The sequence below is a fragment of the Bradyrhizobium niftali genome (genome assembly GCF_004571025.1).
Taxonomy (GTDB): domain Bacteria; phylum Pseudomonadota; class Alphaproteobacteria; order Rhizobiales; family Xanthobacteraceae; genus Bradyrhizobium; species Bradyrhizobium niftali.
Genome location: NZ_SPQT01000041.1, coordinates 17,099 through 37,642 on the forward strand (window position 1 = coordinate 17,099; position 20,544 = coordinate 37,642).

Annotated in this window: 16 protein-coding genes and 2 pseudogenes; 13 read left to right on the plus strand and 5 right to left on the minus strand. The window is 58.7% G+C overall.

All coding sequences use genetic code 11. From position 1 onward, the window contains the following. Nucleotides 1–7: 7 nt before the first annotated feature. On the plus strand, nucleotides 8–808 hold the full coding sequence (gene phnF / locus E4K65_RS41890; protein ID WP_135179082.1) for a phosphonate metabolism transcriptional regulator PhnF: 801 nt from the start codon (nucleotides 8–10) through the stop codon (nucleotides 806–808). 258 nt (nucleotides 809–1,066) lie between these two features. Here phnF and E4K65_RS41895 read toward each other — a convergent pair whose 3' ends face one another. Together E4K65_RS41895 and aepX are read right to left on the minus strand one after the other, a co-directional pair. After that, entirely contained in the window at nucleotides 1,067–1,837 is a 771-nt protein-coding gene (locus tag E4K65_RS41895) for a phosphocholine cytidylyltransferase family protein (RefSeq protein ID WP_135179100.1), read from the minus strand. 307 nt (nucleotides 1,838–2,144) lie between these two features. Further along, nucleotides 2,145–3,002 carry a phosphoenolpyruvate mutase gene (gene aepX, locus E4K65_RS41900; RefSeq protein ID WP_135179101.1) on the minus strand — a complete coding sequence of 286 codons (858 nt, stop codon included), beginning with the start codon at nucleotides 3,000–3,002 and terminating at the stop codon, nucleotides 2,145–2,147. Between the two features lie 618 nt (nucleotides 3,003–3,620). On the opposite strand from aepX, the pseudogene E4K65_RS41905 reads away from it, so the two are divergent. The 7 genes and pseudogenes from E4K65_RS41905 to E4K65_RS41930 form a co-directional block, all read left to right on the plus strand. Next, nucleotides 3,621–3,815: pseudogene (locus E4K65_RS41905) on the plus strand (response regulator transcription factor); the annotation flags it as partial. 816 nt (nucleotides 3,816–4,631) lie between these two features. Continuing rightward, nucleotides 4,632–4,781, plus strand: a complete 150-nt coding sequence (locus E4K65_RS47920; protein WP_167771589.1) for a hypothetical protein — start codon at nucleotides 4,632–4,634, stop codon at nucleotides 4,779–4,781. A gap of 749 nt (nucleotides 4,782–5,530) precedes the next feature. Further along, nucleotides 5,531–5,788, plus strand: coding sequence for a multiubiquitin domain-containing protein (locus E4K65_RS41910; RefSeq protein ID WP_135179084.1), 258 nt, complete (start codon nucleotides 5,531–5,533; stop codon nucleotides 5,786–5,788). Next, nucleotides 5,788–6,171 carry an E2/UBC family protein gene (locus tag E4K65_RS41915; protein WP_135179085.1) on the plus strand — a complete coding sequence of 128 codons (384 nt, stop codon included), beginning with the start codon at nucleotides 5,788–5,790 and terminating at the stop codon, nucleotides 6,169–6,171. Before E4K65_RS41910 ends, E4K65_RS41915 begins: the two co-directional genes overlap by 1 nt. Beyond that, nucleotides 6,168–7,508: a HesA/MoeB/ThiF family protein gene (locus E4K65_RS41920; RefSeq protein ID WP_167771590.1), complete on the plus strand. Its 1,341-nt coding sequence runs from the start codon at nucleotides 6,168–6,170 to the stop codon at nucleotides 7,506–7,508. Before E4K65_RS41915 ends, E4K65_RS41920 begins: the two co-directional genes overlap by 4 nt. Next, nucleotides 7,501–8,976 carry a phospholipase D-like domain-containing protein gene (locus E4K65_RS41925; RefSeq protein ID WP_135179087.1) on the plus strand — a complete coding sequence of 492 codons (1,476 nt, stop codon included), beginning with the start codon at nucleotides 7,501–7,503 and terminating at the stop codon, nucleotides 8,974–8,976. The genes E4K65_RS41920 and E4K65_RS41925 overlap by 8 nt, the downstream gene beginning before the upstream one ends. Next, nucleotides 8,973–9,497 carry a ubiquitination-like system serine protease family protein gene (locus E4K65_RS41930; protein ID WP_135179088.1) on the plus strand — a complete coding sequence of 175 codons (525 nt, stop codon included), beginning with the start codon at nucleotides 8,973–8,975 and terminating at the stop codon, nucleotides 9,495–9,497. The genes E4K65_RS41925 and E4K65_RS41930 overlap by 4 nt, the downstream gene beginning before the upstream one ends. A 360-nt stretch (nucleotides 9,498–9,857) precedes the next feature. Here the strand turns inward: E4K65_RS41930 and E4K65_RS41935 are convergent, their stop codons facing one another. After that, nucleotides 9,858–10,085 carry a hypothetical protein gene (locus E4K65_RS41935; RefSeq protein WP_135179089.1) on the minus strand — a complete coding sequence of 76 codons (228 nt, stop codon included), beginning with the start codon at nucleotides 10,083–10,085 and terminating at the stop codon, nucleotides 9,858–9,860. Nucleotides 10,086–11,858: 1,773 nt separating this feature from the next. On the opposite strand from E4K65_RS41935, the gene E4K65_RS49125 reads away from it, so the two are divergent. The 5 genes and pseudogenes from E4K65_RS49125 (at nucleotide 11,859) to E4K65_RS41950 (ending at nucleotide 17,965) form a co-directional block, all read left to right on the plus strand. Then, entirely contained in the window at nucleotides 11,859–12,251 is a 393-nt protein-coding gene (locus tag E4K65_RS49125) for a hypothetical protein (RefSeq protein WP_235885964.1), read from the plus strand. Nucleotides 12,252–12,268: 17 nt separating this feature from the next. Further along, nucleotides 12,269–13,753, plus strand: a pseudogene (locus E4K65_RS41940) (alpha,alpha-trehalose-phosphate synthase (UDP-forming)). A 1,145-nt stretch (nucleotides 13,754–14,898) separates the two neighbouring features. Beyond that, complete coding sequence (locus E4K65_RS41945; RefSeq protein WP_235885965.1) at nucleotides 14,899–16,539, plus strand: prolyl oligopeptidase family protein; 1,641 nt, start codon at nucleotides 14,899–14,901, stop codon at nucleotides 16,537–16,539. Further along, nucleotides 16,437–17,018: a prolyl oligopeptidase family serine peptidase gene (locus E4K65_RS49130; protein ID WP_235885971.1), complete on the plus strand. Its 582-nt coding sequence runs from the start codon at nucleotides 16,437–16,439 to the stop codon at nucleotides 17,016–17,018. Before E4K65_RS41945 ends, E4K65_RS49130 begins: the two co-directional genes overlap by 103 nt. Before the next feature lie 740 nt (nucleotides 17,019–17,758). After that, nucleotides 17,759–17,965: a cold-shock protein gene (locus tag E4K65_RS41950; protein ID WP_208639263.1), complete on the plus strand. Its 207-nt coding sequence runs from the start codon at nucleotides 17,759–17,761 to the stop codon at nucleotides 17,963–17,965. Nucleotides 17,966–19,316: 1,351 nt separating this feature from the next. Here the strand turns inward: E4K65_RS41950 and E4K65_RS47925 are convergent. Both E4K65_RS47925 and E4K65_RS41960 read right to left on the minus strand, forming a co-directional pair. Continuing rightward, the gene (locus E4K65_RS47925) at nucleotides 19,317–19,673 is read right to left on the minus strand and encodes a PIN domain-containing protein (RefSeq protein ID WP_235885966.1); all 357 of its coding nucleotides are present in this window, start codon (nucleotides 19,671–19,673) and stop codon (nucleotides 19,317–19,319) included. A gap of 1 nt (nucleotide 19,674) precedes the next feature. Further along, a complete protein-coding gene (locus tag E4K65_RS41960; RefSeq protein ID WP_135179090.1) occupies nucleotides 19,675–19,899 on the minus strand; it encodes a hypothetical protein in 225 nt (74 codons plus the stop codon). Nucleotides 19,900–20,544: the final 645 nt, after the last annotated feature.

The following is a 20,544-nucleotide window of genomic DNA, read 5'->3' on the forward strand; positions in this document are numbered from 1 at the left end:
TCGACCTATGTATCAAGGAAAGCGCTGGGAGTTTGTTCGGTCAAACATCGAAGAAGCCATTGCCTCGAGTCGATTTCGGCCAGGCGAAAAACTTCCGAACGACGTAGAGCTTGCTCTCGAATATGGTGTCAACCGGCACACCGTAAGATACGCCATTCGGTCCCTCGAGCAGGAGGGACTGCTCCGCGTCGAGCAGGGGAGGGGCACTTTCGTTGTCGAACATCCAACAGCCTATCTGCTCTCCCCACAAACCCGGCTGACCGATAATCTCATCTCGCAAGGCCGCTTGGCGCGTCGTAAGATCCTCTCTGCTGCAACGATAAAGGCAGACGAGCGGCTCGCCCGCCATCTCGACTTGCAAGCTCAAGACGATGTGCTGCGCATCGACACGCTGAGCTATCAGGACGAGATCCCAATCGTCATAGCGCATAGCTATTTTCCGGCGAAACGCACTCCCGGACTACTGGACAAATTCTCTGGCGCCAACTCGATCTCGACAGCTCTCAGGCGCATTGGAATTGATGACTACTCGCAACAATGGGTGACGATAAGTGCACGTCTGCCCTCCGCGCAGGAGGCCCGCCTCCTTGAAATGTCGACATCAGCGCCGGTCTTCGTCAAAGAGAGCCTTGATTGCTCCGGCCGTATTCCGATCAAATTTGGCGAGAATGTACTTTGCGCACCGAGAATCAGCTTCAGGTTTGACTTTAAAGAGATGAGTTCCGCGGAGCAGTCGCCTGCAGGAAAGCCTCGATCCGGAAAAGCGCAAGCGACCAAATCGAAGTCATCTGCCTCTTTCAAGGTCTAGGTCCTATCCCATTCCTGCGGTCAAAGCGGCTAGGCGCGAAAATAATTGTTTCGCTACCACCATTGCTTATGGGTGTGTATTTCACGCGTCATGCCCGGACGAGCCGCTCGCGTTTTGCTGAGGCACTAGGAGGCCGCGTTGGTCGCGACCCCTTCAAGCTTGCGGGTCTTGGCATTGTAACGCGGCCAGTGTCAGCGGCCGCGGCGCAGGTCGTGAAGACGCGCCGCGTCAAACCTTCCGTGATCGTGGGCCGTTGGATCAAACGTCGGCTTTTGCGAAAATGCGCTCGGCGGTACGCAGATCTTCCGCATCATCGATTTCGTACCACCGCAGATCGTCGCATCTCACCGCAGCAAGCAGCAGGCCTTGTCTTTCCACGAGATAGGAAAGAAGTTCCTCCGTATAGGTCTGGGTAGCTCCGGCCTTGATCATATCGTCTAGGGCCGGAACGACCTCTGTCCGCAGAGTAGACGCGGACAGCTGTAACAGATTCATCGTCTTGTAAAGAGGCGGGCCATCCGTGATGAGATTTCTCGCTGTTTGTTTCAGACGAAATTCTGAAATGAAGCCAAGATGCGACAACAGGACCGCTGACCCCTGCATCAGCTCATCGAAGGGAGCGACAGCAGCCGCGTCGGGCGCTTTACTGATGAGCAGCCGCCGCAATACATTTTCCTCGAAGAAGACGTCGCCCTCAAGAAGGAAGTGGTCCCCGGAAACGAGCGCGTCACGCGCCAGCCAGAGCGAATAGGCGCTCCCAGTACGGTCGTAAACGGAGGATTCGACGTATTTGATCGCAACACCGCCAAACCGGCTGCCGCAAGCTTCTTGGATCGCCTCTTTGCGATACCCGACAACAATCGTCACCTGTTCCACGCCGACGCGCCCAAGGTTATGTAGCGCGTTGTGCAGGATGGCAGTCCCATGGATTTGGACTAACGGTTTCGGGTTTAGATCCGTTAGCGGTCGAAGTCGAGAGCCCACTCCAGCGGCGAGAATGAGAGCATGCTTGGGAGCATTCAGAGGCATTTCATTCGCCTTCCTCATCCCGAGTTTCGCTCCCCGAGCATCGTGAACGCTTCTGTTCAGTGTTTACGTGCCGCAGACTTGTCCGACCAGCCCAGATATGGTGTGAATTGTCATCAACGCATACACCTGCATCAGCGGCTGTGTGATCGTTAAGCGTTAGGGACAGATATTTAGCCCTGTCCGGAGCTGTCCAGGATGTTGGGTCACGGGCTTGCTGGGTCACACTGGAGCGAGTCCGACGAGGGGCCAGCGGCGCATCGGGCGGGTTTTGAAAGGGAAGCTTTAGGTGCGAACCCTGCTGACATGACTAGCTGGGCTGCAGATATTGCTTTTCGGCCACGGCGAGCTCGTCATACCTCAGGAGCTCGAATATCTCACTGAGCGGCGCGATATGAGACTCAATGTTCGCAACGCTCTCTTGAGCTGCGATGCTATCGCAGATGCGCCGCATTGCAGCTGCCGCAGCCCGCATGGAGTGGTTGGCCCAGACGACTGTGGAGATGCGCGCATCACGATAGGCAGAGACTGGCGTTCGAAAGTACGTCGTCGGAACGATCACGACAGGGAGCCGGTTTCGCCACTCGGTGACAAACGAAAGCATCTCGTCCGCGGTACTCTTTCGCGAGTGAATCAAGATTGCGTCGGCTCCGGCGTCGGCATAAGCGTGAGCACGCAAGATAGCTTCGTTCAACCCGTGCCCGGCGATAAGCGCTTCGATCCTGGCCACGAGAACCAAATTGTCGGCGACTGCATCCTTCACAGCCCGCAGACGACCTGAGAATTCATCGATATCGGCGAGCGGATGCCGCTCACCAATGAGCGAGTTCAGCTTCGGAAAGCAGCTGTCCTCGAGCGAGATGCCGGCGGCGCCCGCCTGACGAAGTTTGCGTGCGAGTAGGCGAGCATTGTTGAAATTACCGAAGCCGCCATCCCCATCAACGAGCACAGCGAGCTCTGTCGAGTCCACTATGCGTTCGACGCTCTGGACGAGCTGGGTCCATGAAGCTTCATTGGCATCGCGATAGCCGAGCGAACTGGCAATCGACAAACCAGAGGCCCAGAGCCCCTTGAATCCTGAGCGCTGGGCGATCGTGGCAGACAGGCCATCATGCGCTTCCATCAGAAACGAGAGCTCATCATTCGAGCAGACCTGGGCCCGAAGCATTTCGACGGGCGACGGCCGTGCGCATTGACGACCTGCCGTAGCCCGAACAGCTTGTGGTTGATACTGCATGCCTAGATCCTGCAAGCCGATCCTCGATTGGCGCCAACGTCACCGTTCATATCGTTTTGGGGGAATGCCGATCAATGACCAGCATTGGTAGTTTTTTGAGACGCGCAGATTTGCATAATTGCGTACGAGTGGTGCCGAGCGCAAAGCTTTTCGCTATGGGGTTGATTGGGATCCTTAAAGGCTGGAAAGAGGAGCCTTGGTACAAATGGATGACCTGGGTTCGCGAGCCTGGTCCTATGGCCCCAGGAAGAAGTCCCCACTCCTTGGCGGGGAGGAGTGCTTAGTGGAAGGGTGATATCCGGCTCACATAGAGTTGGACACAACATCGACAGCCACGATTGTCGTAATGCTGATGTCGTGTGTACGACACATGTCGCAAGCCCATCGACAGGGCTGTAGTGGGATGGCGGTTTCGCGCGAATGTCGCGGCAAATCGCCGAAGATCCGTCCTGCCTCGCCGATGTTGCTGGCCGCCACTGAGTGGCATGGCACTTGCTGATGCCTCTCCTGTTCTCTCGAGTCCAGGAGAAATTCATGCCGGATGAGAATGAGGTTGTGCTGTCGGAGCGGGAAAGACAGTGTTTGCGATGGGTCGAGGAAGGGAAGTCGTCCTGGGCTATTGGCGTCATTCTGAAAGTGAGCGAGAATACCGTTAACTTTCATGTCAAGAATGCGATGAGAAAGCTGGAAACGTCCAGCCGAACTCAGTGCGTCGTTAAGGCGCGACGTAAGCGACTTATTTGAGGACAAGGCCGCGGTTCCGTGTCGCTTGCAGATGTAAGGGGCGACTGTGGGTTGCTCCGACGGAATGCAAAGTTAAATACGCGCCCGCAGCTGTCGAGCCCTAATATAGGCATATAGGCGCAGGGGGCTTCTATTTCGTCGCCGATCGACGAGGGGCGCCCTGGACCATGGGCGGGGTGAGATCACGGGCGCATAACGCGTTCGGAAGGGAAGATGTTCACCTTCGCATACTTGATACCGAGGATATGCAGTCGGGCAAGGGTCTGTCCTTCGGATCGACACCTAGTGGTATGCCACGTCGGGTGACGAGCATACTCGTTCTTGATCCACTGCCGTCACTCGCGTCCTTCCGGGATGCCGCTGTCCGCATCCGCCTCGGCGCAAACGGGATGGCAGACGAAGGATGATCGTGTCATTGCGCCCCTCGCCCAGTGTTCAGAGCGTTTCCGCAACCTCTTCAATTGAAGAATTGCGGGCCGAAATCTGCTCGGCGAACGTTGCGTATTGGAGGCTGGTGTGACTCTGTTTTCGCCAGGGCCGCCGGTTCGCTTGGACGTTCGGTCATTGTGAGTCGGTCTTTAGAAGGACACGTTTGGCAAGTCGTCGACGCGAGAGCTGCGAGCTGTTTCGCCGATCTGTTCTTGTCGCCCTTGCGTCGGCCTTCGGCAGCAGAGGAACATGGGGCAATCCGCCCAAATTCGTCGTAGCCGGGCTATCAGTCGAGTAACCGATGGGAGACGCGCGGTTTGTGTGGCTGGCAAGGAGCTCGTCCAACGCGGCAGAAGCTCTTCGCTACCATGAACGACGGAGACGGCTATGTACAGTGCCCTGAGCTTTCTGTCGATTTCGCTGCTCACGAATGCGCTCTTCTTTGTCGTGATGAGAGCCGTAGGTAACTCTGAGTGGCGCTGCTCGGCGGAAGAAGCTTACCCGTCTATTTCAGGTAGCATCGGGCTGGCCGGCTAGCGCTGTCGTTCACGGGCTCTGAGGACCGGGCGAGCGGCGCTAACTGACGACGATGGGCGGTCCTCCCGGCGCTCGCCGCGGTCAGCTTCCTAAGCGATGAGATGGTCATGCGGAGTGTCGGTCCAGAGCAGAAGCCAGCGGTCCGCTTTGACGCATGGAGAACAACGACGCTCTCAATCCCGCGCTGCCCGTGACCATCGGAACAAAGCCAGATACTCTTGCCATGTGTCCGCGCGACACTGTCGATCTCCGCGGTAGTCGAAAAGTCGCCTCTCTCGCGAAATCAGTGCTATGTCTGCCGAAGTCGTTGGGCGCCTGAAGGCGACAAGCCGCGCGGGTGCGCCGGATGCTTTCGAATGAGCTCGGGCGCCTGGACAAGTGTATGCGCCATGCGGAAGCGAACGTTCTAGCCCCAGTGCTTTTTTGAGGTGAGCCCGGCTTCTTCGGCTTCAGTTTAAAGCCACTTGGGCGGGTGACCTTGGATTGTCAGGAACCCATCGCCGCGTTCGATTCGCGCCGGCCATGAGAACTGACGCCGGCCAACCAAAACGCGCGCATCCTGAGCCCCACAGCCTCTCTCTTGCGCTAATCTCGGCGCGGATCAGTCGCATTTCGAAGGAAATCACCGACCTTGTTCGTATAACAAGGCCCTGACCCGCGGGCCCGGGGCCCGCATCGGGATTTACAGGAGCTCGCACTGTTCGGCCGGGAAGCCGCGCCTGGGGTGCGACGACACTAGAGGCGAACAGATGGGTGACAAGCAGAACGGACACCAAGAGACGTACTTCTTCTTTGTTGGCGGCAAGAAGTACGAGACCGACCAGCCGGTACTAACAGGGCTACAGATTAAGGCGCGCGTTGCCGACTGGGACTCCTCTCATGATCTCGTTCTCGAAGGGCGCGGAAACGATCCCGATCGCCTTATCGGAGATGACGAACGGGTCCCGTTGGACAAGGACAAGGGTCCGCTTCGCTTCTCGTCGGCCCCGAAGGCGAGCTTCGGCTGATGGGCGGCGCCGCTCAAGTCCAGATCGAGGATCTGCTCCGGCGCTGGCCGGATATGCGTACGCAAGGACTGCCGAGCGGTGCAATCCTGGTGGCGATCGGTTCGATCTCGCTGCCGCCCGGCTGGAGCAGGGGTGCGACTTCGATCCGCTTTCTGATTCCGACTGGCTACCCTTTTGCCGCACCCGACTGCTTCTGGGCGGACAACGATCTGATGCTCGAGGGTGGACGCATGCCGTGCAATGCCGGCAAAGACAACGTTATCCCGGAGACCGCGGAGCTTGGACTCTGGTTCTCTTGGCATGTCCAAGCATGGAATCCCAACCGCGACACCCTCTCAAGCTGGATGAACACCATCGCCGGTCGCCTGAGGCAACTGCAATGAGCGGACTGCGTTTCTCTTGGGCGGCGTATCGCAAAGCTTCGGCCGACCTGCTGGCCTCAGCGCCGCTCGAGAGCTGCGGGGTGGCTTATTCGATTCACGATCCGCACACCGATTCATGGTTGGTGGACAACGTAGAGACCGTGGCCGATTCGGCTTACGAGCATCGTGATGAGGTGTCGGCAACGCTTCGACCAGCATTCATCGTCGAAGTCGCCAACCGTGCCCGCGCGCTCGGACGAAGCGTCGTGCTGGTGCATACCCATCCGTTCGAACAGAGGCATCCACGATTTTCAACAGTCGATGACAGGGGCGAGATCGCATTGGCCGACTATCTGCGTCGCCGCGCGCCTAAAAGCGAACACCTGGCGCTCGTTTTGAGTCAGGCGGGATGCCGAGCCCGGCGGATTGGCACCGTTCAGGAGGTGCCGGTCTGGCAGGTAGGCGAGCGATTGGTCCTCATGTCGTCCGAGAAATCCACCGAAGGCGGCCATGCCCGATACGATCGGCAGGTGCGCGCCTTTGGTGCCGATGGTCAGCGGGCAATCTCGTCACTGAAGGTGGGTGTCGTCGGGGTCGGTGGTACAGGGTCAGTGCTGCTCCAGCAGCTTATTCGTCTTGGCGTTCGCGATTTCGTGCTGATCGATCCTGACGTGGTCGAAACCACGAACCTCAACCGCTTGGCCGGAGCCGGTCCTACTGACGTGGGCGCGACCAAGATCGCTGTCGCGGAAAGGGAGATACTTGCGTGCTCGCCGGGCTCGTGGGTGCGGGGACTGAGAGCCGATGTAGTCGATGCGAATATCGCGACGGAGCTTGTAGGCCTCGACTTCGTCTTCCTCTGCACTGACTCCCATGCGAGCAGGGCAGTGGTCTGCCAAATCGCCTACCAATACCTGGTGCCCACTATCGACATGGGCACGAGCATTACCGTCCGGGAGGGTGCGGTCACCCACGTCACCGGGCGCGTGCAAATGTTGGCTCCTGAGTTGCCATGTCTGACATGTACGGGCGCGCTAGACGGAAATCAGATCCGACGCGAGATGATGAGCCCGGAACGCCGCGCGTCCGATCCCTATCTGCTGGGGGACTACGAGCCTCAACCGGCCGTCATGTCAATCAACACGACGATGGCATCCCTGGCGGCCACCATGTTCATGGCTACCGTGACCTCGATGCCCAGCCAGGCTCGTTTCCAGCTTTACGACGGCATCAGAGGCGCGGTGCGACCGACGCAGGCGAGAAGAGTCGAGGATTGCATCGTCTGCTCACCTCGCGGCGCTCTCGCCAAAGGGTCCTCGTGGCCCCTTCCGGTACGGCCGAGCGAGAACAATGGCTGAGGCGCGACCTGAAGTGTTGTGGTTCGGGGCGCCACCACCGCCGGAAACGCAGCGGGAATTCGTGCAACGGAACCTGCACCTGCTGTGCTGCGCCTCGGCGGATGGCGTGGATACCTCAAACGCCTGCGCCGCCGTGTTTCAGTTCGGCTCTGACATGCCGGAAGACGTAGTGAGGGCCGCGGACGCCCATGTGAGAACCCTCATAGACAGCGGTTTGCGGGTCGATCTCATTGCGGACGACGACAAGACCATGGGGCGCGTGCAGGCGTCGGCGAAATCCGTCCTGAATATGGCCGGGGTCGCGGTCCGCACGGATCTGCCGGGGCATTCCTTGGCGGAGAAGATCGCAAGGCACGATGCCGGTCAAAGGCCGCACGCAGAGCTCAAGATCGCAGTCGCGGGCGGCCGCGAGCCCTTGCGCGAGGCCGACGAGATACTCTTTAAGCGCGCATTCGCGCACTGCAGTCGGATCGTGCTGGAGGAACTCACGGGAGGGCTGTCAGAAGCTCGCGTATTTGCCGTTCACATGACCGTTCATACGTCCAATGCTGGCGCATGGCCGCAGCCTGATTTCGCCAAACTGGATCGGCGCGACAAGATCGACAAAGAATACCGGAACTACCGCGAATACGCGGATAGATATATTCCTTTCGGCCTAAGACCGAATATTCACAATCCGGTATTCGGCGCGGAACGCGGTCTGTTGGTCGGAAGTTTCGTCGACCGATCAGAATCCTTGTGGAATTTAGCGCGCCGAAATCTGGCGGCTCGGGCCGTGACATCGCTGATCGAAGAGACTCTTGGTGGCTGGCGTGATCAAGCATACGGCAAGGATCCGGACGAGGGCTCAGTAGTCCAAGCTATGATCGACGCCGAGATATTTCGTCCTTGCAAGCTGAAGTCGCGCTTTGTTGAAGATGCTTTCCGCTTTGGTATCAGGGCGAACCCGGAGGTGATCCTTGATCAGTTAGGCAAACTGCGCCAGCGCTATCGCACTGCGCCGGCGCATGGCGATCTCCATGGGGAAAACGTGCGCGTGCGCAATGACCATGCGATTGTGATTGACCTTGCGTCGGTTGTTCGCTCCGCCCCTCTGACGGCGGATCTGGCAGGGTTGGAGACCTGGCTTGCCTTCCAAATGCCACCGGAGTGTAACCCTTGGGTATATGAAGATGCGATTTGGGCAGATGAAATTGATCGTCTTTACGCCTCAACTTCGTTCTTGCATCCCCCCGGGCCCTGTGGTCCGACCAGCAAGTTCTGCTGGATGTCCAGCGTGGTGCGACAGCTCAGGAGGATAGGAATCGCAGTGCAATCGTGTTCCACTGAATATCAAGCTGCGGTCGCCGTTCAACTCCTCAGGCGCTGCCAATGGGATGACGGTCCTGCTGCCGACCGCTTTAGGCGTACAAAAGGATACGCCGTCGCGGCCCAACTGGCGCGCGAGCTGGCGGCGAGGGAGACATGACTATGGTGGCGAGGAAGGTGAACCTGCTCGGATTTTCGGAATACCGCGAAGAGGGAGAAAAGAAGCTTGCCGCTCCCGGCGATGCGGTGATTATTCAGCGAGGCGCGCTGCGCTCGGTCCTGATGCGCTGTCCGGACGGATGCGGTGAAACGCTCGTCGTCAATCTCGATCCACGCGTAGGAAAGTCTTGGAGACTGGATATGCGGACTGATAAACCAACCCTCCATCCATCGGTTTGGCGAGACGGAGGATGCGGTAGTCACTTTATAATCTGGCGCGGCCAGCTCCTCTGGTGTGACCGCTTTGAAGAAGGTAACATCGAGCCCAACTTCGACCTGGTCGCGCTCGGGCGGCGCGTTCTGAAGTCGCTGCGAAGACGCGAACTGCGCAGCGCCGAGGAAATCGCTGCTGACCTCGACGAGATCACATGGGAAGTCTCAAGGGCAGGACAGATGCTCGTGCGACGCAAATTGGCTATTTGTGGATCTGGTCGACAGAAGAATTGGTTCGCGCTGGCCTAGGTTAGGACCAGAATTCCCGGCCTGAGATTACTTGCCGGCATTGCCCTTCGACTGCCGGCCGTCTTCGAAAGGGATATGATCCATGCGCCACGCATCCAAACGACGAAGCGCGCTGGGGCGGTGCTGCGGCGTGGAAAATGTAATGATCAATATAAAAGATACGACAGCCCTCGGAGTCGTCAGCGGCCGAACTCGTTGGCGCTAAGGCAGCAGGATCTTGCATTGATCGCCAACGTTGGCGTGCGTTTCACAGCTAGTATTGAGACCTTGAGAGCCCAGCCAGTTGGTACTTAGCCTGCTCAAACTGCCCGGCGCATATCGCTTCGAGGCAACATGGCGCCAACTGCTCCATTTGCTTCATCATGCCCCGACGATGATAGCAGCAACGTTCGATCCCGATGCCCCCGCAGCTAGATGAGAACCTGAGAAAATGCCCTCTGCGTTCGCGGCGTTGGTTAAATCCGCCGGCGGTTGCAGGCTTTCCAGCACCGAGTTCATGAGCTGTGGATGTTGCGCCCGGTAGCTTTCCGGCTTCGTTGCACCAATCCAGCGATCCTGTTCGAGCAGAACGCGCGACCGGTTGTCCACCGTGCCCGTCGAATCGCCGGGGCACATCGCGCGGCTGAACGACGACGCGTCAGCGTTGTGACAACCATAAATTCATGCGGAAACGGCATCTTGATTGAGCTTAGCCAGCTACTCCCGGCTGACGAGCGCACGTGAAGGCGCCGTTTTGCCTCTGAGAGGCGAACCTTTGGATCGACTTCGTCCTCCGGCTCGATAACGGTCCTCAGGAGCTTTCGCTAGCGGCGTTCCTGCTAGCGGTTGACGCAAGCTAGTGGAGATTGCCGCTGGTCAGCTTTTTCTCCTTTAGAACCGAAACGGTGCTTGCAGTGTATGTTGCTCTCTGCCCCCTTCGACTCGCAGCTTATTCTTTGTCGGTCGCGCGCCGGAACTCGCGTGCCCCGTCGCCCCTGTCCCCGGAGCGGGGCCGCAACTCAAAAAACAGCATGCGTTTCGCGTCCGCGTTGCTACAAGCTGGATTTGGTCTGCTGGATGACGGGCACTGCGCGTCGACTTTTTGTTCTCTGAATGTGTTGCGTCTCAATCGGCTTGATCGAAGGAGGTGAACATATTCGGCCGCTTGCGGTCGAGAGGTTCGTTAGCATTTGCGCAGCTGAATTGCCCGACGACGCTAGCTCGCCCGTGTTGCTCAGGTCGTCTGGACTGGTCCATTGTGCCGTGCCGATTGATGTGCCGCGAATGATGTACTTGTTGCGTCTCCGTCCCTTTCGAGTGAACTTTGCAGAGGCCGGACTCGGAGCGAAAGCAAGCAAAATGAAACGATGGCTGCGATGGTGCATATTCACCAACGGCGGCGGCTACGGTACAACCCCGATCGCAGGGTGCCTTTGTACGCGGCTCGTGTGCGCGAGTCAGCCGCGACCGGCACAGGCTGTAGCCTGCTCGTAACCCGTCTTGCTGGAGAGCGAGCCGCTCGCCCCGGCCGCTCATTGTTTTGCGGCGTGTTGCTATCGACGCACAAATCGGTGCGCAATGTATATAGCTCATATGCATTCTCCGCGAGGTGGCTGCGACAACTACGGAGCCATTAACGACGCAAGCCCCTGCCATCGTTGTCAAACACTCCAGATGCAATTTCGTTCGTTCTCGCATATTGGAGAGCCGCCTGCATTGTTTGAGCCGCCGGCAGAGCATCAAGCCGACCACATCGGAGGTATCCTCCTTGCGGTACGAACAGGGACATGTCATGGAAGCGGATCGTATCACCGTGCAGGGCCGCAACTCCTAGAGAGCCAAGGTTGCGGGCCGCCGCAGCTTGAGAGAAGCGTCTCTGCAGGTTTCTATCTCGTATTCGGATGCGCGCTGATGCGCCATGCGGACCACGCCAGCAGCCCTATGATGCCCGTCTATATCGTACCGTCGGGGTGCCGGAGCGGGCGGCCGATGTTGGCGGAAGATCTGCTACATCCAGAGGATTGACTGCTCCATAGACTCGTCAATGCGCTCGCGTCATTCAGGTGGTGCCGATCAGGACGGTGACCTCGCCACAGCGCTCGAGTGCTCCTAGCGCCGAGACCCATTGCGGCTCGCCGGCTACGACGGCGACGCGCTGCTTGCACTTATCAACTCGATGAAGCCAAACGTCGCCTTAATTGGGCATCTCGTCGCCTGATCGGCCACGACGTCCTCGAAGTCCTAGTTGGTGCAGCAATGCGACTACTTTGCTCGACTTGTCAGCTTCCGGAAAGCTGGACCCGCCATCGTGGCGTAGTGAAGGCATCTTGGGGCTGATCTGCGGCTGCATCGAACGCAAGCATCATCAAAGGGAGTTACGAGATGGTTCGGATCCATGAGGCGCCCGACTCCGCAACGTTAGATTCCAGCAGTACATCAGGCTCGACTCAGCAAGATGAAACCTTAGGCCAAGCGGCCTTTGACCTGTACCTGCACGACATGCCGTTGGAGCAGGAGCAGGGGCAACAAGGAGCTGCAGGCCCTTCCGATGCTGTTGTTTCGGCCGACATGGAGGACCGCCTCGATACGGTCAACCAGAAGCCCGAAATGAAGCTGGTTGTCATTTCGAACCGCGTTGCGCCGTTCGATCCCAATAAGCCCCAGACCGGCGGGCTTGCGGCGGGCTTCGAGCCGGTCGTGGAACGTTCCGGTGCGGTCTGGATGGGCTCCTCGGAGAACCCCGGAACGGGAGCGAGCAGCCGCTGCCGCTCGTGAAGACCGGTGCAGGCGATGTGGCGAGGCTCGACCTGCCGGAAGCGGACTATTCAGGCTATTATACAGGGTTTTCGAATTCGACGCTATGGCCAGCACTGCACTCTCTGCCCGACAAGATGTCGGCCTCCACAGCCGATTATGACAGCTCGGGCTCCGATTATGACAGCTATCGAAAGATCAACGAGTTTATGGCGCGTGCGGCGTTCGACTTCCGGGATAGGGACGCGTTCTGGGTGCATGATTATCATTTGCTTCCGCTCGGGGCCGATCTGCACAGCCTCGGCATCGAGCGGCCGACCGGCTTTTTCCTGCATACGCCATGGCCGGCACCCGACATGATAGCGCGCGTACCCAACTATCGCGAACTGATGAAAGCGATGCTGGAGTACGATCTGCTCGGTTTTCAGACGAACCGGGATTTGAACAATTTCCTGGCCTGCCTGCGGACCTATTTCGGGCTGGAGAGCAAGGATGGTGTCGTGACCACGCAGCGTGGCCAGACGCGACTTCAAAAATTCCCAATCGGTATCGATCCCAAGCAGTTCGCAGAGTATCTTGCGGTAGACCTTTCGCCCGCCGAGCAAGAAAAAGTCTCGTCACTATTGCAAAACTTCCAGAGCGCCAAGTTCGCGATTGGCGTAGACCGGCTCGACTACACGAAAGGTATCGACAAGCGGGTCGAAGCATTCAACCACCTTTTAGCGGCCGAGCCGGGCAGCATCTCGCTGTTGCAGATCGCATCGCGCTCACGCGCCGACGTCGACCAGTATAGGAAGTACTAGGAGCACGTGGAGAATGCGATCAACCACGTCAATGCCGAGCATGGCACAGACGACTGGAGGCCAATCCACTACACGAATGACTCGTTCAGCCAGGCTGCGCTGGCGCGCCTTTACCGCGCGGCGCATGTCGGTGTGGTCACGCCGCTGCGGGACGGGATGAATCTGGTAGCGAAAGAATATGTTGCTGCACAGGACCCGGAGAATCCTGGCGTTCCGGTCTTATCGAAGTTTGCAGGTGCGGCTGAAGATTTCAACGACGACGAGGCGGTGCTGGTGGATCCAAACCACCCCGAAGAGGTCGCAGACGCTATTAAGAAAGCGGCCAACATGCCGCTTGAGGAGCGTGTCAAGCGCTGGCGATCGATGATGGACAAGATTGAATCCTACACCATCCACGACTGGTCGGCGGACTACCTCCGGGAGCTGGACAAAAGCCGTGTCACGGTTCCGGCTGATCATATCCTCTTTCCCGGTTTCGGCTGGAGCAACGAGGCTCAAATGCCCCTGTACCAGAACTATAACAAGGCCGTCACCGCGTATAACGAGATCGACCCAGCGGATGCCGCTTTGAGGGAGGCCGCCTATGCGGACGTGGAGTCGGCCTTTGAGGCTTTAGCGGCGCCACTGAAGCATACACAGGACAGACTCTGGGATCTGCCGGCGGCGACAGCTTCGCGCGATGGTCGTCGCGGACAAGAGTTCGGTGCCCGCGAGGACTGACCGGGCGAAATGCATAGCCGCGGATGACAGGCTTCTGTAGCTGGACAGAGGAGCAATCCAGGTCTTTGGCGCTGACGCGGTTCTTGCGGGCGGCGCAGGCCCGCATGAAATCAACACATCATGCGAGTAGTCATGACCAGAATAAGGCGATACAGTCAACTCATGCTCCATCCGTAAACGAACGCTGATGCGAAGGGTGGCGGCGACAGCCGGCGGGCTGCTGCCCGTTGATCGCTACCGCCCGGGAAAACGGCACTTGCTCTGGGGCCGCAACAGCAACGGTTACGGAACAGTTCCCAGTGAGGGTTGCACCAGCCTTGACCGGCCCGGATGATCCGGCAGCAGCAGGCATTCTCGATCGAAATCTCGACCTTGATCTCGTTTGTGTAATAGGGCGTCGTCCATGAGACCACGGCTCGTGCGTCGCAACCCGGTGGGTCAGGATCGTTTAAGCTGGACTGTAGCTCCTCAATTGCTGCTGATGTACAGCTTCATTTCGCCATTTTGTTGCGCAGAAGAAACCTGATGCTTGTACCGGTTGTTGATTGTTGGCTCAATCTCAAGGCGTGTTGCAACGTGGGCCGTGGCATTTTTACCCTCCCTCTGGCGAGCGCAATCCTCTCGGCAATCAGTTAACGAACCGAGCTATCGGCGCGACTTCGTGTGTTTCGCAAGGGAAAAAGCTCCTTCAACTCGGCAATGCTTCCAGCTAAAGGGTCGGAGATCGCCATGCATGCCACCCTTACGATGATGTCGATCTGGCTGCTGATCAATGCGCCGGTCTTTGCCCCGATGATGCCCGTCGACAAGTCCGCCCGGTGAGCCGACCAGGAGGACCTCAGATGCGGAGGTAAGCAGCATCGCTGCATCCCTGTCTTGCCACTGAAGATCCAAAATGCTGGTGCTGTCTTACAGGCCGTCCGCCGACACGCTGTAATGTCCGCTTGGCAACCAATGGCGGCAACCGAACATGGTCGTGCAGCCCCGAACGGCTGAAACTTGCGACTCTTTAGCCGGCACGCAGCTTGCAGTGAACGGGGCGCGACATAGCGCAAGCCGCGCTGTGTCACGCGCTTGCGTGCTTTCCGCCGCTTCTGATTGACTCGGGGCGAGCCTGGCCGCTGGACGTCAGCCGGAGCAAATCCATGAAGACATCACTCCTCTTCGCCACGCTGATGTCGATTGCCTGCTTGATCTCCACGACGCTTTCACAGGAGCGAACCGATGCCGCACTGACTGATGATCCTTCCCGTTGGCTCGAGGAGATCGAAGGGCCAGCCGCAGTGGCTTGGGTTCGCGCCGAGAACGAGAAGACGCTCGGGGTGCTTCAGTCGGATCCTCGCTATCGGCACTTCTACGAACAGGCGCTCTCCATCCTGCAGAAGGATCGGATCGCAGATATTCAATTGGGAGAGCGCGGTTTGGAGCATTTCTGGCAAGACGAGAACCACGTGCGCGGCGTCTGGCGGCGCGCCACGCGTGAGAGCGATCGTGGCCAGGACCCAAAGTGGGAAGCCATCCTCGACGTGGACGCCTTGGCCGTCGCCGAGAATAGAAATTGGGTCTTTCGAGGTGCCAGCTGCCTTCCGCCTGAAGAGCGCCTCTGCCTAATTAGTCTTTCCGATGGCGGCAAGGAGGCCGTGTCCATGCGGGAGTTCGATCGCACCGCGAAGACCTTCGTTGCGGACGGCTTTAATCTCCCGGAGGGCAAGCAGGACGTCAGCTGGGTCGATCGTGACACACTCCTTGTTGCACGGGACTGGGGCGAGGGGACTTTGACGCAAGCCGGCTACCCCTTTGTGGTGAAGGAGCTCAAACGCGCTCAGTCGCTCAGTGAGGCTCGCGAGATCTATCGTGGCGAGCCCACCGACAGTGAGGCGCAGTCCCTCGTGCTTCGTGACAGCGAGCGTCATATTCATGCGGCCGGCGCGGTCCGCGAAATCAGCTCTTTCGATTCCGAATATGTGGTCTTCCGCCCCGATGGGCCCGTCAAGCTCAATCTGCCGAAGAAGGCCGAGATCGTCGCGCTCGCGTGCGGCCGCCTGCTTGTGAAACTTGACGAGGACTGGACGCCGTCCGAGGACAACCGCTTCACGGCGGGCTCGGTGATCTCGTATGACCTCGACGAATGGAAGCAGGATCCGCTGCGCGCCAAAGCCTCGCTTGTCTTTCAACCTGGACCCCGCCAGGCCGTGAGCGAGTTAACCGCCACAAAGAAATTCTTGATCCTGACGATCCTTGAGAACGTTCAGAGCAAAGCGTTCGTTTATAAGTACGCTCAGGGAGCTTGGTCCGCGACGCCCATACCGCTGCCGGAACATACAGGTGTCAGCCTGTCAGTTACCTACGATGAAGCGGACCGGGTCAAGTTTACCGTCTCGAGCTATCTCGGACCAACGTCGGTCTGGTATTTTGATGCGGAAAGCAAAAGACTTGAGGAATTGAAGAAGACACCGTCTGCCTTCGATGCGTCCAAGCACGTCGTGGAGCAGCTCGAAGCCACTTCGCGTGATGGCACGTCAATTCCGTATTTTTTGGTGCGGCCCAAGAACGCAAGGTTTGACGGCGCAATTCCGACACTTCTCCATGGCTATGGCGGTTTCCAGATTCCGCTTCTGCCCTCTGATCTGGGGCCGGGGGGCGGCTCTGGCTCGAACAGGGCAATGCCTATGTCGTTGCGAACCTGCGCGGGGGCGGCGAGTTTGGCCCACAATGGCATCAAGCCGCCCAGAGGGCAACGAAGCAGACGACATGGGATGATTTCATTGCCGTTGCCGAGGACCTGATCCGCCGCAAGATCACGAGTCCACGCCGACTTGGAGTAATTGGCGGCAGCCAGGGTGGCCTTCTGGTTGGCGCCGCAATCACCCAACGTCCCGAGCTCTTCAACGCGGCGATCATCGAGGTGCCGCTGCTTGACATGCTTCGATACACCAAGCTGGGCGCGGGCGCCTACTGGATCGGCGAGTACGGTGACCCCGCCATTGCCGAGCAGCGTGCGTGGATCGAAAGCTACTCGCCTTACCAGAAGCTGGTGGCGGGCAAAACCTATCCCGTTCCCTTAATTCTTACCTCCACTAAGGACGACCACGTGCATCCAGCGCATGGCCGCAAGGCTGCCGCGAAGCTCGCCGCGCTGGGCCAGCCTTACCTGTATTACGAGAACATCGACGGCGGACACAGCGCCGCGGCCAATGTCACGGAACACGCGCGTCAACTGGCGCTTGAATACACCTATGCATGGAGGCGGCTTTGTTCTGAGTAAACTTCCGTCAACGGGCTGATCGAAGCAGATCCAATCGAGATGGATATCTCAACGCCTTCACGTTGCTCCGGTGAATTCATCGAACGCAGGCGAGAGGCTGATGAGCCGCCGGCGGCGCGACGAAGTTCGTCAGATGCGCAAGTTACCGGTTTAAACAGGCTCCGCCGTTGTCGAGCGGGTTTACCGATTCCCCAGATACAACAGGGGGGCGGATACTTGCCAAATGCGCTTCCTTGGGGATTGTCTCGGCGGACCCTGTTCGTTCGACAGGGCGCGACGTACGGGCCACCTCCGAAGACGAACAGCCAAAGCGCAGCCGTGCGAGCGTCTTCGTGCTTGAGAAAACATGTCAGGCATCTTCATGCAGGCATGCTCGGATTGACATTCCTGCTCCAGGCTGCGCAAGGAGTTCGCGGCCGGCCTGTCGTTCAAGGCCGATGAAAACCATCCGCCGGCTCTGGATGAGCGCGGCATGTTCGAGGCTCCGCAGCTGTTCTGTAAGCCGGCGGTGCGCGACGAGTGAAGCGAATATCAGAACGTCATCTGGGCTGAAGCCTTGCGGCGAAACTGTCGTCGACGTCAGGATTTTTGTCCCTTGCACGATGCGGCCGCAGCTAGACCACGCGATACAGAAAACAAGCACGTGATCAGCGCAGCGATTCTGGGCATCTCTTGCCGACCGTCTTGATGACGGGGAGACTCTTCGCTAGATCACAATGGTTCACTATGGAGATGCCGCCGTGGCAATGGGTATTGTGAAGTGGTTCAACCCGACCAAAGGTTATGGATTCATCAGGCCTGAGGACGGAAGTCCCGATGTCTTCGTGCACATCAGTGCCGTCGAAAAGGCCGGTTACACCACCCTCGAAGAGGGGGCCCGCGTAAGTTATGAGCTCAAGGCCGGGCGTTCGGGGAAGACCTCAGCAGAGGATCTCCGGGTTGGCTGATCTGACCCGCCTCCGGACACTGCTCTACAAAGCGTGTTCTCGCAACTGTCCAGCGATGCCTGTCACGGCGCGCCGGGCGTTCGGCCTTTCGACCGTGGGGGCTGTCGCGTAAACCGCTTGAGAGCTTCGATCTTCTGGGACCATCGACCAATCGCTGCAGCCAGAGTCACAGCTCTACCAGCGAGGTCGCAGTGCCGCTGTGGCAACGTATTTCGGCCAGCTAGCCACGTCGAGCCCTACGCTCGTGAACAGCCGGGAAGTGCACGTCGCGCACGCCTCGGCTCATGAAGCGGTTGGCGGAACACGGGACGGATCCTGGCGGCCTTTTTGGCGATGCTCTTGGCCGGGAAATACGCAAGAGGGGCGCCAATTCCTGTCTGCGCTCGAATGCAGACCAAGACGGCACCGCTACTCCGGCAACCTTTTGCGAGAAGCTGACGGGCTTCGCCCCTGGCTGCAAAAAGAACGGCGCATTGCTGCATGTGGTCTTGCCCGTCGGAGCTACTATTGTCCTCAAACAGTTCAGACCACTGGCCGACAGCGTTGCGGACATTCGGCAGCGTACCGGGGGAAGTGCTGATGGACAATCCACGCGCGCTCGTAGTGCCCGATGACGCGGTGAGCGGGTCAGTTCAGTTTAAGACGAGCTCATCGCATTCGCGAAGCACTGGGCTTCCGTCTTGCATCTGCGCGCAGTAGCGGGGCGCACGAAGGGGAAGAGGGAGAATGGCGTCGAGTAGATGAAGAAGAACGCGATCGTGGCGCGCCGCTGTAGAACTCAAGATGCTTTGAGGTCGCATGATGGTGACAGCCTCTCGCTGGACAGAGCGTGTAGATGCGGACCCTCAGGAGACCAGCCTTCGTGTCTATGATCATCGCTTCGAGCTCGAAGGCTTCGCCTATGATTAGCGCACAGAGATCTTCGCTGAATTCCTCGCGCAAGCCATATTCCGGCCCAATCTCGGCGCAACGTACCCTTACCTCTGCAACGCGATCGGCTGGCATCAAGGCGATTCCGCGTTCGTTCTGTTCGCGGGCAACTCAGCGCAGACGGAGAGCCTTTGGGTAAGGATCTCACCAGTTCGTTGTCCAGCTTGTTGATGAGGTCCCGAAATGGAGGTCCATGCTTATCCGGCCGAACACAACAGGTTGTTCGAACCCGTCGAGACCGCGGTGCTGCTACCCCAAATGCCGGAGGTGTGCGCATCGATCGCGGCTGGCGCCGTGCATGCGAAATCGTCAACGACGGGGCGGTCCAGCCAGGGACACCACTGATTCGGAAAGTTCATGCTGAACACTCGGTCAACCAAAGCTTGGAGGTGTCGGAAAGCGAAGGTCGTCAAAATCTTTTTCAAACATTAATGGAGACATGTCCGGCGCAAAGATCCGATGCGGCGGCATCGCTTTGATCTGCTTCCCGATCACATCGAGGCGCGTCGGAAGGATTGAGCGCGCCGACCGTGTGCATCAACTCCTGGATCGCGACAGTCGAATGATTGACTTGTCGCTGCGTGATCAGGTCGTCCAGGATCGGAGGCGAACGATCTTGCATTTGATCAATATAGACGCAGGTATCGAGCAGTAGCCCCTGTCCGGCGGTCAGGCCTACGCTGACGAACGGAAGTTCATCGTCGCTGCGCCGTGCCAGCGTGTTTTCCGGATTGAACCGCGCCCACCGTTGCGCCGCATCAAAGTCGAATTCCGCCACGTTAGAAACCGAGCTTTAACGCTGGGTCGACCTTGCCCCGAGACTTCTTGAACGCTTCTGCGAAATTGTCCTCGAGTGCGACCGTCGCCAACGCAAACTCGATCAACTCCGTATCCGCCTCGATGCCCGTCTGGTGCTTGGCCTGTCGGACCAAGGCAGAACTCACCCGGCCACCGATGCGGCTGCCTTTTTCGCTCAAACGGCCAGATCGTTCCGCCGCCAGCATGACCGCTTCAACCTTGCTCCCGACAAGCCCGCTGGTCGCTAGTTCACGCTTAAAGGTTTTTATCAGTACCGAGCCACCCTTGGATGCAGCTCTTCTCCGTTTGGCCCGGCGGGGCGTGGGCTTGCTAGCCGATCTTTTTGCCATAGAACTTTACCCGTTTGTCGAACAAAAACGGAATTTGTCTAACATAGTCCGTCTGCTGCTTCGACTTCAGGCGTCTGATTGCTATGCCGGCCTCAAGGCCCAAGTGGACTATCAGTGGAAGGAGTTGTTGGCCGCAAGCGCTGTCGATGCTGCTCGTCGTCAGTGCAGAGTTGAACTCGCGCGGACAAGGAGGAAGGCTCCGCGATCTGGTTCAGCTGGCAATCAGGGGCACGCCCGATCACCTAGCGCCTCATGTTTTGACACGGTTTCGCCGCAGCGAGATCGTCCCCTATATCGCCCATCCGCTGCCGGTTCGCGAGCCGCACAGGATCGCCGGAATCGTTCTGAGGCCGCAGCGCCGCTCGACGCCGTGCGGACGCTAAGGACCTGCTTCGCTCGACGGGGAGTGGGGCGATTTTCCTGCCGGTCGTCGTCGATCTCCTCTTTAATAAAACCCAATTAACATTGGGTGCAGGTTTCCTGATCGGGAACTTTCTGGAT

Coding starts and splice junctions, on each gene's coding strand:
- E4K65_RS41915 (WP_135179085.1), top strand. CDS start 5,788: ATGGGCGGCGCCGCTCAAGTCCAGATCGAGGATCTGCTCCGGCGCTGG.
- E4K65_RS41945 (WP_235885965.1), top strand. CDS start 14,899: ATGAAGACATCACTCCTCTTCGCCACGCTGATGTCGATTGCCTGCTTG.
- E4K65_RS41960 (WP_135179090.1), bottom strand. CDS start 19,899: ATGCTGGCGGCGGAACGATCTGGCCGTTTGAGCGAAAAAGGCAGCCGC.
- E4K65_RS47920 (WP_167771589.1), top strand. CDS start 4,632: ATGTACAGTGCCCTGAGCTTTCTGTCGATTTCGCTGCTCACGAATGCG.
- E4K65_RS41930 (WP_135179088.1), top strand. CDS start 8,973: ATGACTATGGTGGCGAGGAAGGTGAACCTGCTCGGATTTTCGGAATAC.
- E4K65_RS41925 (WP_135179087.1), top strand. CDS start 7,501: ATGGCTGAGGCGCGACCTGAAGTGTTGTGGTTCGGGGCGCCACCACCG.
- E4K65_RS41920 (WP_167771590.1), top strand. CDS start 6,168: ATGAGCGGACTGCGTTTCTCTTGGGCGGCGTATCGCAAAGCTTCGGCC.
- aepX (WP_135179101.1), bottom strand. CDS start 3,002: ATGCTTCGGGCCCAGGTCTGCTCGAATGATGAGCTCTCGTTTCTGATG.
- phnF (WP_135179082.1), top strand. CDS start 8: ATGTATCAAGGAAAGCGCTGGGAGTTTGTTCGGTCAAACATCGAAGAA.
- E4K65_RS41910 (WP_135179084.1), top strand. CDS start 5,531: ATGGGTGACAAGCAGAACGGACACCAAGAGACGTACTTCTTCTTTGTT.
- E4K65_RS41895 (WP_135179100.1), bottom strand. CDS start 1,837: ATGCCTCTGAATGCTCCCAAGCATGCTCTCATTCTCGCCGCTGGAGTG.
- E4K65_RS49125 (WP_235885964.1), top strand. CDS start 11,859: ATGGTTCGGATCCATGAGGCGCCCGACTCCGCAACGTTAGATTCCAGC.